The organism is Hungatella effluvii, assembly GCF_003201875.1.
GTDB lineage: Bacteria > Bacillota > Clostridia > Lachnospirales > Lachnospiraceae > Hungatella > Hungatella effluvii.
This window is the reverse complement of the sequence record NZ_QJKD01000004.1, coordinates 261664-274939: the sequence shown is the minus strand read 5'-3', so window position 1 is coordinate 274939 and position 13276 is coordinate 261664. Positions and strand designations below refer to the sequence as shown.

Here is a 13276-nt window from a genome sequence, read left to right as displayed (position 1 = left end):
ATAGGCCGCTTATGGGCGGCAGACTGCTAGGTTAAAAATTCTATTTTTCTTAATGAGATCATATTTGTTCGATAGTTGTTTGTGCTCATTGCGCCTTGTATGCAAAAAAACCAAAAATCATTTTTATAGTTTGAAGAAATATTCAATTCATATACATAAACTCCGTTCTTATTCCATTCACTATAATGATCAATATATGGGGTAAAGGACGGCCGCCCTGTGCTCGAAGCACTGTCAAGTATCTGATAGCCATTGTAATAACATGTTTTAGGAAGAAATCCACATATGATTTCAAACCATGAATACGATTCTGACTTATAAAATTTTGGTGAAAATTCTATTCGTACTTTACTAAAAGGGCCTAGATGAATGGATTTTTTTGATAAAATCATGTAATTTTCAGAAGCAGTTTTATAGGCTCTAAGATTTATGCTGCCATCATCGTAATTTTGTATTGTGTACTGTGCCCAGAACCCATTCGCCAATACACCCGAATAAGTTCCCATATTAAAAGACGTTTGCCCTGCAGCCAAATAGGAATAATCAACCATTGTCCCAGCTAAGCCGCCTATATTTATGCCCTGTCTGATATTCCCAGCCTGTAAGCCCGGTAAATCTGCCTGTATCCAGTTAACCCCGTTAAGGTAATGTTTATTTCTTACCCCCAGATTCACACAGCCTCCCCAGGCACTGATTCCTGTTGCATATGCCCGATCTGTTCCAGATACATCTGCATTCTGGAATGCGACACTAGGACCATTTACTTTACCCCCACCGTTGTGGTATCCCTCTGGAACAGCAGTCTGTGCATTCAGTCCTACAGAACCGTTCCAGGCCCCGCGCAATGTTACCGCAGGGCCTGTAACTCTACCTGTACCGCTGTGGTGACCATCAGGTATAGCAACCGACTCATTTATACCTACACTAGCTGTCCAAGATCCTCTCTCTGGCATACTTCCAGGCGCTGGATCGTCTTCTCCATATACACCTGCAGTGTAACCCGACAGTACCTGTGCTCTTCCTGCCGTACAGTCTTCCTGATCAATCCCTCCAGCACCACCTAAAGCTATAATAACTTTTCCCATGTTCTACTCCTTCCTGCTCATAATCAGAATTATCAGTTTTAATTCTAAACGCTATTTTTAATAATTGGTCGTGGTATGTAATTTTAATTTATAGCACAAAAATATAGTGTAATAATTCTATGTTTTAACTCCAATTTTTGGTTTTATTTACCTATAATTCTGATTATCAGAATCCGACACTTCAAGTATATCCGTTTTTTCATCTTCGGACAAATTTTTATATGTCTCCAGTACTTTTTCCGGATCTTCACCGCGTTCCTTCCTGATTCGCAAAGCTTTAATGATAATATTTTTTGCAATATTACTAAGCATAATACACACCTCCAATCAAGTCTGCCATGATACAGATAAGATCATCAATCTGTGATTGAATCTGATTTTTCTCCTGTATCTGCTGTAAGTACTGATGGCTAACAAGAGAATACCATGTCCAACCGTTTTGTATTCGTTTACCTTCAGAGTCTTTTTTATAAACAGGATCACCTGCTTCATTTAAAACAGTATTACCGTTTCGGTCCAGCAAGAATTCATATGTTGGCTCATACCTGTATTTTCTAATACATTCAATGCACCAATCTCCAAAAATTTCTTCTCTTGTTTTATCAGTTTCAATTTCATATGCATAATGATTTGGTTGTACATCTAGCGAAAGAACTTCATAATTTTTATTTGTATATATTTTCATTAACTGACCTCCTATTAGTATCCCATCACAATTACATCATATTGGGTTGATTTTTTATTAACTGGAATCCTTACAACATTATTAGTCCCGAATATCATATTAGGACCCTCCATTCGCGCACAAGCACAATAATCTTGAGCATAATTAATGAGAAAATAATTTCCTGAACGGCTATAATAGGAATGGTATGCTGTGTTTGGTACATATAATGCTTCCGCATGAAGTATAGTACTGAATCCAACATTTACATCTATATATGGATAGTTAATTGTTCTATTATTATAAGACAAAAATCCTAACGAAGTTGACGTCGAATTCACTGTTGCCCTAAATGTTCTTACATTTATATTAGGTACTGTTCCCCAAATCCCAAGACACGATTGGCCTTGCACCATTTTTCCAGCAGTTAATCCAATGGCATTTGCCACTTCAGAAGGCGTGCGATAGTTCCAGGCATTATGTCCATCCGATTGATAATATCCATTTGGAAAGTAATAATAAAGCCCTTGACCATTCAGTCCGGATTCTGAGGCATGCGTTCCTGGTGAAAAACTTGGCATATTGCCAGTGCACTTTACACCATTTTTCCAGTAAGTATATCCATTCAGTACTTTAGCATTATCCGCTGACACGTCTCCAGTCCATACTACCCATGCATCCCCCTGGACTCCTGCTATATTATATCCAGCTCGAATTTTGTCGGCTGAAATTCCAAGATCGCTTCTAAACTTACTAACTGGAACCAATACAAAAGGCTTTTCTCCATTTTCATCTGTAACTGTATAGTTGCCCGGTTCCATTCTGACAAAGTAACCGCTGTCATTATTCCACCAGGAATTGTTCGAATACGCCTGCTGATAAGCCGAAGGAATCAAACCTCTTTGCGGCTCATCACTACCCGCCCCGTAAAACACCTTGTCAGCAAGAACACTATAGGGCACCGCTGTCAGCCCATCTAGATCACCACCGCCACTTGGCATTGGTATAACTTTTCCCATCTCATCACGCTCCCTCTGTCAAAATTTGAAAATCTACCGTCGGTTTCTTATATGCCTTAAAGGTTATTTTTTCAGCGGATACCCCGTTTGGATTACACATTAAAAAGCCGGCGGCTCTGTTCCAGGCTTTTACTTGATCTATTGTTGCATTTTCCGGAATGTATACCCCTATTACCTTTATATCATCCGCAACCGTTGAACCAGCACAATTCACGGTTTGGGTATATGGGTACGATCCGCTCCACGCTGCAGCAGAAAGAGTTATTATCCGCCGGGTAACCATTTTTTTTAAAACTCCATCAAGTATATCCATATTATTATTAAAGTCTTCAGGGGTTGCCACATCTGTCTCCTCGGGCTTTTTTAATCCATAATATTGTGTTGTCTGCATCCTTACGCTCCTTTCATAACTTTTACTTGTCCCCACGTTTTTGTTTTAAGTTCTCTCCACATCTTTGCTTTTAAATCCTCCCAGACTGTATAGGTATACTCAAAGCTATAAGACATGTGGGCGGGTTTAACCGTCTCCAGCATCTCAATAAAAGCCTGCATGTTTCTCGGTATTCCCTTTATCCCAACAAAACGCACAATGAAATGATACTTCTGATTATCCTCAATCACCTGCACTTCTCCTCCGGAAAATGCTGCAGCGGTATCCTCTATCATCTGTTTTGTTGTGGTGCTCTGTCCCCGCAGTTTTGCCATTACAATCTCACGACGCTGTTCGTAGGACAGAGACAAGTTTGTAGTGATCTCATACATCTCTTCCCACAGAACCAGCCCCCAGGTTGCAGTCACAATAAAACACTGGTCAAACAAATTTCTCAAATTATTCTGAAGGTATCCAACTTCGTATCCCTCCGCCTGGTAGAGTTCCTTCAATTCCAGAAGCTCTGACAAAAAGGAGGGCACATATCTAGACAAATCCGCAAAAAATTTTTCTGTTGTTCCGATATCTTCAGATTCCTGAGCATACTGAACAAGACCATATCTTGTCTTTCCATACATATTCTAAATCACCTCTCTTTGGACAGCTATATTGCCCACTTCATCATATCAGGCACCTTCTGTGATTATCTGAAAATCTACCATCGGTTTCTTATATGCCTTAAAGGTTATTTTTCCAGCTGCCACCCCGTCCGGATTACATATGAGATACCCAGCGGCCTTATTCCATGCTTTCACCTGATCCAGCGTTGCATTTGCTGGCACATATACCCCAATCACTTTGATATCATCACCTGCCAATACCCCAGAGGCAGTTACTTCTTGACTAAAAGGATAAGAACTGCTCCATCCAGCAGCTGTTAAAGTCAAGTTCCGGTGGGTGCTTTTTATATAGATACTATCATGATTATGGTTCTTCGCCGCTGCATCTGTAATTCCGAATCCGGACAGTGTCGTTGGATTTGTGCCACCCGTCACATGTCCCTGGACATTGACTGTAACACTTCGGTATGTTCCGGCTGTAACGCCGGTGTTTGGATGAACATAATTATTGGAGTTGCTGGCAACTCCGTTTAGCTTTGTTTTGTCTGCTGCTGACATCAGACCGGCTGTCGATACAGTGGCCATATCATACGTAGTGTTGGTATCCGGTGGTGTTTGCCAAGTACCATCTGCTCTTAAATACTTTGTATGTGCACCGGCAGCCGGTGCTGGAACCAGCCCATGTGTACCAGAAGCATTTGCAGTTGCTCCTTTCATATCTGTATATGTCGTATTATTATCCGCCGACCAGACTGCAGTGCCATCAGATACCCACTTTAAAAACTGTCCCGTAGATCCTCCTGCAGGGATATGCTTGTTTCCTGACGTAGCTGGATGTGTATAAACCGTATCAGTAAACTTTGCTCCTGTTGGCACATCTGAGTTTACCGTATGCCTGTTTACAGTGGCTGCATCTCCACCATTGGCTAAACGTGCATCACTGAGTCTGGCATCATTTCCCTGGCATACACTACCCCCAGTACTTCCAAAGTCCTTATTAAATGCTGATTTCTTGATAAATGCAGGTTCTGCCGCCAACTCATTGGCTGTCGGCTTATTCGCCTCCGTATACACCCGATACCATTTCCCCCAATTCTTGTAATAGTTTCTCATATACTTTTTGGGATTTGTCATTGCATATTCCGTTACCTCCTGGTATATACCAGCGTGCTTTCCAACAATCATAAAAAATGCATTGTCCGTTGGACAATTTTTCAATGTGGCGGACGTTGCATTTGTTGGACAGGAATAAAGTCCGGGAGCAGTAATTGTATTTAAATCAGCATCAGACGTCAAATTATTAACATTTAAATAGTTAGCGTAAGAGGCCGTCCCTCCGTTTGCCGGCAAAGATGACGGAAAATCTGTAATTTGAGTCTTCGTGTGGGTATGCATCGGCAGGGCAGTAAGCGCACTGTTCCATCTATCTATCAGAGCCTGGGTAATTTTGTCCAGCACAGTTTTATTGGCATGAGTATGGTTCTGGCTCGTATCCACATCAGCGGCTGTAATATAACCAGTATCGTTGGTAAACTGCGACAGCTTTGCCGGCATATCCGTTATTTGGCTCTTTGTATGAGTATGTACTGCCGGCGGAAACGAAGAAGGTATATTTTTAATATAGGCATCTGATGCTGAATCTTTTACAGCCCAGTCAGACTGTATATTAACTTCTGCCCCGGCTGCGATCCCCGATAATTTTGTTTTTTCGGCCGTCGTATAGTCATTGGCCGACAATCCCTTTCCAGACACCTTGTCAACCTTATTACCTACTGTATTCCAGGCATCCAGTAACGCCTGCGTGACCCCATCCAGAATACTTTTATTTGAGTGAGTGTGCTTTTTACTATCCGCATCATTCCAATTCGTTCGCTCCAATACGGTAATATGTTTGATTGTGTCACTCACATGGGTATATGCCATATTCCAGTTATCTGTCACTGCCTGCGTAATCTTATCAAGAATCGATTTATTGTTGTGGATATGTTTCCTGCTGTTCGCATCGTCATAAGCGGCCTTATCTTCTTTACTAAGAATACCATCCACGCTATGAGTTGCTTTTGGTATCGCATTCGCTGAAATGGCAATCCATACCGTCCCATTCCACCTATAAGTATAGTCCGTGTCCTTGACGTTAACTGTCCAGCCATCCTCAGGCTTCGGATAAACGACGGAAATATCTGAAAAAGTATCAACCGCCTCTTTCCAGTCAATGGCCGTTTCCAAAGCGCTGAATTTATTATCCACTTCATTCCGGGTGTATTTATCATCCCAGTTTGGTTTGTTAGTCGTAATCGTATCCCTGATAGAATCCTCTGCCGTAACCGCTCGGGAAGTTTCTGACTTAATGTCATTTTGCAGTTCCAGCTCTGCCGTTTTCGCCCGTGCCGCTTCTGCAGTGATATGATCCGCATTGGCCTTTTCGGCTGCCATTGCTCTGGATACTTCTGATTGCATGTTTTCCGTCAGGACTCTCTCTGCCCCTTCCGCTCTGGCTGTTTCTTCCTGCAGGTTTTTCGCCAGCTCCGCCTCTGCTCTTTCTGCCCGGCTCATCTCATTGGCCAGATCCGCCGCTATCCTTTCCTCTTCCGCCTTTGCACGTTTCTCCTCTGCGTTAAGCGCAGCCTGAGTTTCTACAGTCTTTTCCTGTACCAGGTTAATATCCTCTGCTTCTACAGTATCTCCATCTGTCTCATAACTGATATACACCACAGGTGCATCTGAATAAAGGCGGATACTTCTCTTCCATGGCGTCAGGCCAGGTGTTGAGAGTACATAGGACTCTATCCTCTTCCCAGTCAGTTTGGGACCAGTCCATACGGATAGCGTAGCAGTATTAATGTTGTCATGGGCCAGCAATGCTTCGTACACACCACCAACTGGCTGTACCTCCTCTTCAATTACATAGGTATTTCCATCCACTTTATTCAGTTTCTCTGTAAAACTGCTAACCTCCATTACTGCATCACCTCCAGTATTACGGTTCCAGCAACTGCTATTTCCTTCTCATCCAATTCAATATTTCTTATCTGGCCATTCAGCTTTAACTCTGTAAAATCTTCCACCCCCGTCACACCAAGAAGCAAATTGCCCGTTCTTGCCAGACTAACATAAGCAATATCAAATGCACCACTTTGCAGGTAATCTGTAAAATCCCTGAGAAAAAGTTCCTGCACAGTTCCCAGATTTACTCCATTTTGAAGTCTTACCTTTGCAGTCACACTGACACCCTTTTCCACGGCAGAAACCACAGTCACATCTGCACCGATTGGCCTTTTTTCCTCAATATGTCCTTTTACCTGTTCGACCAGCTCAGTTCCGGCAGCCGAACGGTCTGCATCGGTAATTACCACCTTCACAGTACCAGGCCCCTGGGCAAGGGGATAAATTTTTGCAGCCCCCACGCCAGGACATTCCATAGTCCAGTTATAGTAATCATATACATTTCCACTGGTAGAAGGCTTCTGAACCTTAAAAAGGAATCGTTCTCTAAGCGCCTCCGTCGTTTCTTCTTCATTTCCCTCAAGAAGTACCTCTGTCAGCTCCGCATGTGTGAGGTCTGGAATGTAATCGATTGGAATCATAATACCCAGGAATCGGTTCCCAATTGCTCCTGGCGTCTCGCATTCCAAACGGTATGTCCTGTCGCTGATCTTTTCTGTTGCGGTATAGTTCAGTGTCCCAAGTGAAAATCGTTTACCCAATTCTATATCTATATTGAACTCCCCTTTTAACACAGCCCTCGTCGCCGGATAAGGAATGATACCCCACTCCGCACAGCGCCTGATTAAATTATCCCGGTCTGCGGTCCCGGCGAAAACCTGTTTCAGCGCCCAATCCAATTCAATATACATATTCTGCATTTCTACGGCCGCAGGTGCCATGGCGTCATAAATAACAGAGCCTTCCCTTTTGTCAATGTAATCCGGTACGCGGTCCAGCATCCGATTTAAAATCACCTCATATGTTATATTCTCATACATTAGATTTCCACCTCCTTCTGCGTATCGACTGTTCCAAACTTTGTCTGTACTCGAAATGATACCAGGAGCTTTCTTCCCTCAGTGGTAAATGAAAAAGCATCGACGCTTACAATTCTGTCATCCCGCGTCAATGCTTCCCGTATCCTCTTTTTCAATTTCGACTTTGCCACTCCCAGGGGCTTTCCAAATAATCCGTTCAGTTCCACGCCATAATTCCAGCTATAGATCAGGCAGTCAAAGCGTTCCGTATTAAGAATACAAAAAATGGTCTGTTTTACTGCTTCCAACCCATCTAACATTCCTGAAATACGCTTTATTTCTATTCCCTCTGTGTTATCAGAAACACCCATGACGTTCAATCTGTACGTTTTAGAAGGCATCTGTCGGATCTTAAAATCCTGTTTTAGAATATTACCTGTTTCAGGCAGCATGTCACCCTCCTTTCTGCCAGCGGTCTGCTACAAGGTACCGCTGGCCGCCCCGTTTCTGAATCAGCAGTACTTCGTCTCCGGCCTTTAACCCATTTTTAATGGAAACATTGACTTCCCCTATTCCAGGAATATCCATTCTCTGTACGTGATCCGTCAGGTACTGGGGAACTATGAGCTGTGAGGCAGCAAGAAATGTATTTGTACCCCATCGAATTTCCAGCGGCGCCGTTTTTGTCACAGTCCCCGACACAATATCGCAGGGAGCCCCCGCCTCTACCGCTTGCAGGACAATCTTCCTCATGTTATCAATCCATTCTGCATCAGCCATTGATACCTACTCCTCTCAATCTTAAATCCATAGTATGGATTCCCTCGTCAATCTTATGGGTTACTGATTCAATCAGCAGATAATTTTTTAATTCCATATCCTTAATATCCAGTAATACGGGGATCAGGCAGCCCGCACGCACCCTGATATCACCGAATGCATCTTTTATATTAAGGCTCTTTGAGGGCTGATTATAGAATTTTAAATACGTTTCGGCAATGTTTTGACCATTCGCGCCGCTGTCAATAGATTCGTCATATTGCAAAATTCCCCATTTATTGATCTTTTCAGTGTCTTTTGTAATATAGACTTCTCTCGTATTTGTATTATTATTTTCGCAATACACTCTGATTTGATTGTAGGTGCTGCTGTCAATACTGATTTTAAAGTCATAATCCTGCGCCGTCGTCTCGTCAATTACAATATCCAGCTTCATATCTTCCACATTTTTCAATGTCAGTCTTCCCACATCATCATAAAGAACGTAAATCTTTCCAGTACGAATCATGGTTAAGTCGAGAGCATTTAAGATTACGTCAAAAAGTGTGCTGTTCTTTTCATTACGCTCCAGCGTACAGCCGGTATCTGTCAGCTCTCCCGTCTGCAAGTGAAAATCATCTGCGATCATCCGGATTACTTCCCCTGCGGTAAGCCCCGTATAATTATAACTCTCCTTATTTTTTAAATACCTCAACTGGTCATAAGCTGTCACCTTCACCAGTCCTTCGCTTCCCCACCCCCGTTCAAAGATGAAGCCAAAGAATACCGGTGTTCCATTTACATCCAGACGAACCGCATTGCCCTCTTCAATCTTAAGCACATCGTCAGGAATCAGCGTGAAGGAACACTTCCCCGGCTGGCCCTTCCGTTCCATTTCCCAGCTGATACTCCCATCCACCACTGGTTCGTAAACTGTTTGATCATTCTGGATATATAGATGTACTTCCATCTGTTTCTCCCCCTTCTATAATGGCATAGTGAGAACCCAGCCCGGTTGAATTATGTTGGGATTGCTGATTTTGTCACGGTTGAGATCATAAATCTCCCGCCAGCGGTTACCGTTTCCCAGCCTCTTTTTGGCAATATTCCAAAGACAGTCTCCCTTCTGTACCGTGTACATTTCTGATGTCGGAAGAGTTCCTTCTCTTTCCGGAATTGTGTCTGTAGTCTCCGGAGTATTCTGGTCCTCCTTAATCTTGAATTCCATAATCTTAGTTCCGTAGTTTTTATATTCCTTCATGGAAAGTGACACAGTTAGATCCAGCCCCTCATTCACATCATCAGAAACACTGTAATCTTCTAGTGTTACATTGATATTCGTATCAAAGAAATCATTCCTCCCCGGGCCATTACGAATTACGATGAATTCAAACGGCTCTCTGCTCTCCTTTAAAGATTTAAGATGCTCCAGAAAATCCTCTGCACGGTCAATGCTGCCATCCCATACAGCACAGGGATAATTCACCTGTGGTATTACTGCATCAATGGTGATCTCCGCCAGCCCAGGAGGCCGAACCATGTTGACCTCCTCGCCATTGATCAAAACAGACGTTTTATTCTGGCCCGGATACTTGATCGGGATCTTCTCGGGAGGAATGGGAAGACGCATGTCATCAATATATACTTCATAACCCATTATATATGGCCTCCTTCCGCAGCAGCAGAAAGGAAATCGTTTGTAAATACTGCAAGCGCCTGACCCATATCACTAAAATCCGCCTTTTTCGTAAGTGTATTGCTGTTTTTGACCTCCACCTTTAAATCTGCAAGTGTAAAACGGTTGATAATCTCCTGCTCGGCAGCATCACGCATATACTTCAATTCCTCATCCATGACGTCCATCGTGTCAGCCATAGCGGCGGTATTAGCGGCAGTACGTCCGGTATTACCTGATATATCAGTATCATATCCGCCGAAGGTATTATCCTGCCCTGCTGCTTTCGCTGCCATATCAGCCTTCACTGATTCTATCTCAGCCTCACGTTTTAATCTGTTCTGATGCATATCATATTCCTGCCAGTGCAAATCCTGCGCCCTGCTTTTTTTAGCAGCCAGATTGGCCTCCTTCTGCGCGGCAAGGCTGGCTGCTCTCTGGCTCTTTCTTGCTTCGGCTTCTAATTCCGCCTCTGTTCCAAATTCTACATGGCCAATTAACTCAATTGATGTTCCTGTAATGCTGTTCACTAAACTTATCAGCTCATTAATACGATCAATTGCGCCGTTTATAAACTCCTGCATAATTAAAAGTCCTGACACTTTCAGATAATCCAAAATATTTAATACCCATATCCGAAACGAGTTAAGTCCCAGAAGCATATCCCCAAGACCATTCTGTATATTTACTCCTGCTGCAGCAATCATAAGTTTTAACTTGTCTAACTGTGTTTTAACAGCATTCACACAGATGAGCCAGGCGATTTGTATTCCGCCAACAGATTGTACCCATTTATAAATCATATACACCACTGTTCCTATAATAAGAGCAATCCATGTTAATGGGTTTGCAAGTAATGTGGTCATTAATCCCTTAGCTGCCAAATCAGCAATCAGATTAGCTGCGGCAAAAAAAAGAATTCCTGCAGCAACTCCATAAAATACAGGTGCAATTGCCGACCAGTTTTCACTAATAAACGCTGCTCCGTTTCCTATCATCTGAATAACCGGCCAAAATGTCTGTAACAACGAATTTTGAATGGTATTTATAATCTGACCAAATGTTGCAGGCATAGAATTAAACTTATCGTTTGTCTCCTGTGCCATGTTAAGAAGGGAAGCTTTTACAACCTGGGCAGACACCTCTCCCCTCTCAGCATACTGTCGTAAAGAGCCTTCTGCCCACCCCATATTCTGCTCGATCGTCCGTGCTATCCCCGGGGCTGCATTCAGTATCGAATTCAGCGCTGCACCGCTCATTGTACCTGCCGCCATTGCATCCGTTAACTGTGACATTGCACTTGCCTGATCCTGTGCTGAAGCTCCGCCGATAACAAACTGCTTATTCGCCTGTTCCATGAAAGCGATCATTTCATCATTACTGCTAAAGACACTGCCTGCATTGATTCCCATATTGGCTATGGCCGCCGCTGTTTCCATGTAAGGCGCCCTAGACCGCTGCGCGGAGGCAAATATTTTTTGATTCAACTCCTCTGTAGACTGGGCACCATCGTTCATCATATCCAGACGTGCCGTTGTGCGTGTAACGTCATCTGAAAATGCCATTATTTTTTGAACACTAAAAGACTTGGCAATACTCTTTGCAATATTCTTAATCTTTCCTTCCAGACCGGAAGCTGCACCTGTACCATTTTTAACCGCATTGTTAAATTGATTCTGTGATGCCAGACTATTTCTAATTTCCTGTCCCGCGGAACCTACGGAATCGTCCAGTTGCTTATATGCATTATTTATCTCACCAATATCCATTTTCGACATGGCCTGACTCAAATTATCCTGTGCCCCCTGGACTTTATTTAATTTCCCCCTCAATGCCTCTAATTCATTATTGGTCTGCTCAGTCCTCAAATCAACCGGAATATTATTAAACTGCTGAAGCCGGACATGCAGCGCCTGTATGCGGTTTTCTATGGAAGCCATGTCGTTTAACATCCCCGGCGGTGTAACCACCATTTTTCTGGCCTGTTCAGAAATGGTTTGTTGACTTTTATAGAGCTGCTGTGCCACCTGATCTGCCTCCTGAAATTCAGATGCAAACCGCGGAGCGCCGCTGTTTAAAAAAACAGGCGGAGTGGATACAGGTGACCACGAAGGTTGTTCTGCAGTTGTTGAAGATGCTGGCCGCATTGGGATCTGCAAAGGGGCCTGCGTTTTCGTTGATATAGCTGGAGGGATAACAGTTGATGCTGTACGGTCAAGTTCCTTCTGATAACGAACAAGTTCTACCGTTGCCCGGACAATTTCCTGTCTGGCGGAATCCATCATAGCCGTGCCTGACCCCTTGTCCATTGTAACCTTGACACGTTCTAACGTGTCTCGCATAACAATCAGAGACTGCGTATTATGTTCACAGTATGAAGACATATGCTCCAGTGCCTTGATTGATGAGCGTAAATTAGCCATGCATTTACTCCTTTCATTAAAACTATATGCAAAAAGAACGTCCCTCTTCGGAAGGACGTTCCTACTGCTACCTCTTCTTTGCCTTCGCCTTGTTAGCTTCCTTTTTATCATGCTCCAGCTTCAACTCCATTGCTGCTATCACATAAGCCTTTTCATACCGGCTCAATGACAAAAATTCATGAGGCCATTTATGGAGCTTATGGAGGCAATAATAAGCAATGTTTGCTTCCATATCACCTCCATTGATTAGTTTTTTGCTTCTTCCGCCAAATCGTTCATATCAATATCAAATCCGTTGACTTCCTGAACCTTCGTCAGATAGTCATTGTACTCACCCGGATTCAGCATTTTCTTTAAAAGAGTATCACTTCCCATCACGTGATAGGAATCCTGAAGTTCTTTATTATTCAGATCCGGATACACGGTACAGGCCGCCGCCAGCTTTCCAACGTAAAGGCTGTAATCTGTTTCCGGAACAAACATTCCCTTTTTTCCCTGAACCGGTACCCGCTTTGTACACGCCTTTTTTAACGCTTCATCTTCTTCAGAAGAAATGCATCTGATTTCCCATTTCACAGGCTTTTTATCCGCCCCCACGAAACGATTCGATACGATACATTTGACATTCTCCACCTTAATGGCATTCTGTGCCAAAAAACAGCTTAATTCACCCATATTCTCTTAACCTCTCTTCCTTTT

15 protein-coding genes are annotated in these 13276 nt (G+C 43.2%); all 15 read right to left on the bottom strand.

Annotated elements, in window-relative coordinates:
• Positions 1 to 26 precede the first annotated feature (26 nt).
• The 15 genes from DFR60_RS09860 to DFR60_RS09800 all read right to left on the bottom strand — a co-directional run bounded on the left by DFR60_RS09860 (position 27) and on the right by DFR60_RS09800 (position 13252).
• A complete protein-coding gene (locus DFR60_RS09860) occupies positions 27 to 1085 on the bottom strand; it encodes a hypothetical protein (RefSeq protein WP_110322747.1) in 1059 nt (352 codons plus the stop codon).
• Between the two features lie 147 nt (positions 1086 to 1232).
• The gene (locus DFR60_RS30355; protein WP_167437569.1) at positions 1233 to 1397 is read right to left on the bottom strand and encodes a hypothetical protein; all 165 of its coding nucleotides are present in this window, start codon (positions 1395 to 1397) and stop codon (positions 1233 to 1235) included.
• Positions 1390 to 1770 carry a hypothetical protein gene (locus tag DFR60_RS09855; protein ID WP_110322746.1) on the bottom strand — a complete coding sequence of 127 codons (381 nt, stop codon included), beginning with the start codon at positions 1768 to 1770 and terminating at the stop codon, positions 1390 to 1392. The genes DFR60_RS30355 and DFR60_RS09855 overlap by 8 nt, the downstream gene beginning before the upstream one ends.
• Positions 1771 to 1784: 14 nt before the next feature.
• The gene (locus DFR60_RS09850; RefSeq protein WP_110322745.1) at positions 1785 to 2768 is read right to left on the bottom strand and encodes a hypothetical protein; all 984 of its coding nucleotides are present in this window, start codon (positions 2766 to 2768) and stop codon (positions 1785 to 1787) included.
• Positions 2769 to 2772: 4 nt separating this feature from the next.
• Positions 2773 to 3159 (bottom strand): hypothetical protein, encoded by a 387-nt coding sequence (locus DFR60_RS09845; RefSeq protein ID WP_110322744.1) that lies wholly within the window; start codon positions 3157 to 3159, stop codon positions 2773 to 2775.
• 2 nt (positions 3160 to 3161) lie between these two features.
• Positions 3162 to 3776: a putative phage tail protein gene (locus DFR60_RS09840; protein ID WP_110322743.1), complete on the bottom strand. Its 615-nt coding sequence runs from the start codon at positions 3774 to 3776 to the stop codon at positions 3162 to 3164.
• Positions 3777 to 3824: 48 nt separating this feature from the next.
• Positions 3825 to 6716, bottom strand: coding sequence for a pyocin knob domain-containing protein (locus DFR60_RS30860; protein WP_243005029.1), 2892 nt, complete (start codon positions 6714 to 6716; stop codon positions 3825 to 3827).
• Positions 6716 to 7741: a baseplate J/gp47 family protein gene (locus DFR60_RS09830; protein ID WP_110322742.1), complete on the bottom strand. Its 1026-nt coding sequence runs from the start codon at positions 7739 to 7741 to the stop codon at positions 6716 to 6718. The genes DFR60_RS30860 and DFR60_RS09830 overlap by 1 nt, the downstream gene beginning before the upstream one ends.
• Entirely contained in the window at positions 7741 to 8172 is a 432-nt protein-coding gene (locus DFR60_RS09825; protein WP_110322741.1) for a DUF2634 domain-containing protein, read from the bottom strand. Before DFR60_RS09825 ends, DFR60_RS09830 begins: the two co-directional genes overlap by 1 nt.
• 1 nt (position 8173) lies before the next feature.
• On the bottom strand, positions 8174 to 8500 hold the full coding sequence (locus DFR60_RS09820) for a DUF2577 domain-containing protein (protein WP_110322740.1): 327 nt from the start codon (positions 8498 to 8500) through the stop codon (positions 8174 to 8176).
• A complete protein-coding gene (locus tag DFR60_RS09815) occupies positions 8493 to 9449 on the bottom strand; it encodes an XkdQ/YqbQ family protein (RefSeq protein ID WP_110322739.1) in 957 nt (318 codons plus the stop codon). The genes DFR60_RS09820 and DFR60_RS09815 overlap by 8 nt, the downstream gene beginning before the upstream one ends.
• Before the next feature lie 15 nt (positions 9450 to 9464).
• Positions 9465 to 10136, bottom strand: a complete 672-nt coding sequence (locus DFR60_RS09810) for a LysM peptidoglycan-binding domain-containing protein (RefSeq protein WP_110322738.1) — start codon at positions 10134 to 10136, stop codon at positions 9465 to 9467.
• Complete coding sequence (locus DFR60_RS09805) at positions 10136 to 12577, bottom strand: tape measure protein (RefSeq protein ID WP_167437568.1); 2442 nt, start codon at positions 12575 to 12577, stop codon at positions 10136 to 10138. Before DFR60_RS09805 ends, DFR60_RS09810 begins: the two co-directional genes overlap by 1 nt.
• A gap of 67 nt (positions 12578 to 12644) precedes the next feature.
• Positions 12645 to 12809: a hypothetical protein gene (locus tag DFR60_RS30350; protein WP_167437567.1), complete on the bottom strand. Its 165-nt coding sequence runs from the start codon at positions 12807 to 12809 to the stop codon at positions 12645 to 12647.
• Between the two features lie 14 nt (positions 12810 to 12823).
• Positions 12824 to 13252, bottom strand: coding sequence for a phage tail assembly chaperone (locus DFR60_RS09800; RefSeq protein ID WP_110322736.1), 429 nt, complete (start codon positions 13250 to 13252; stop codon positions 12824 to 12826).
• Between the last annotated feature and the right edge of the window lie 24 nt (positions 13253 to 13276).

Bases quoted from the DNA above. Each gene is read 5' to 3' on its own strand.
- DFR60_RS09840 (WP_110322743.1), bottom strand. From the start codon at position 3,776: ATGTATGGAAAGACAAGATATGGTCTTGTTCAGTATGCTCAGGAATCT.
- DFR60_RS09800 (WP_110322736.1), bottom strand. From the start codon at position 13,252: ATGGGTGAATTAAGCTGTTTTTTGGCACAGAATGCCATTAAGGTGGAG.
- DFR60_RS09860 (WP_110322747.1), bottom strand. From the start codon at position 1,085: ATGGGAAAAGTTATTATAGCTTTAGGTGGTGCTGGAGGGATTGATCAG.
- DFR60_RS09845 (WP_110322744.1), bottom strand. From the start codon at position 3,159: ATGCAGACAACACAATATTATGGATTAAAAAAGCCCGAGGAGACAGAT.
- DFR60_RS09815 (WP_110322739.1), bottom strand. From the start codon at position 9,449: ATGGAAGTACATCTATATATCCAGAATGATCAAACAGTTTACGAACCA.
- DFR60_RS09850 (WP_110322745.1), bottom strand. From the start codon at position 2,768: ATGGGAAAAGTTATACCAATGCCAAGTGGCGGTGGTGATCTAGATGGG.
- DFR60_RS30350 (WP_167437567.1), bottom strand. From the start codon at position 12,809: ATGGAAGCAAACATTGCTTATTATTGCCTCCATAAGCTCCATAAATGG.
- DFR60_RS09825 (WP_110322741.1), bottom strand. From the start codon at position 8,172: ATGCTGCCTGAAACAGGTAATATTCTAAAACAGGATTTTAAGATCCGA.
- DFR60_RS30355 (WP_167437569.1), bottom strand. From the start codon at position 1,397: ATGCTTAGTAATATTGCAAAAAATATTATCATTAAAGCTTTGCGAATC.
- DFR60_RS09805 (WP_167437568.1), bottom strand. From the start codon at position 12,577: ATGGCTAATTTACGCTCATCAATCAAGGCACTGGAGCATATGTCTTCA.
- DFR60_RS09855 (WP_110322746.1), bottom strand. From the start codon at position 1,770: ATGAAAATATATACAAATAAAAATTATGAAGTTCTTTCGCTAGATGTA.
- DFR60_RS09820 (WP_110322740.1), bottom strand. From the start codon at position 8,500: ATGGCTGATGCAGAATGGATTGATAACATGAGGAAGATTGTCCTGCAA.
- DFR60_RS09810 (WP_110322738.1), bottom strand. From the start codon at position 10,136: ATGGGTTATGAAGTATATATTGATGACATGCGTCTTCCCATTCCTCCC.
- DFR60_RS30860 (WP_243005029.1), bottom strand. From the start codon at position 6,716: ATGGAGGTTAGCAGTTTTACAGAGAAACTGAATAAAGTGGATGGAAAT.
- DFR60_RS09830 (WP_110322742.1), bottom strand. From the start codon at position 7,741: ATGTATGAGAATATAACATATGAGGTGATTTTAAATCGGATGCTGGAC.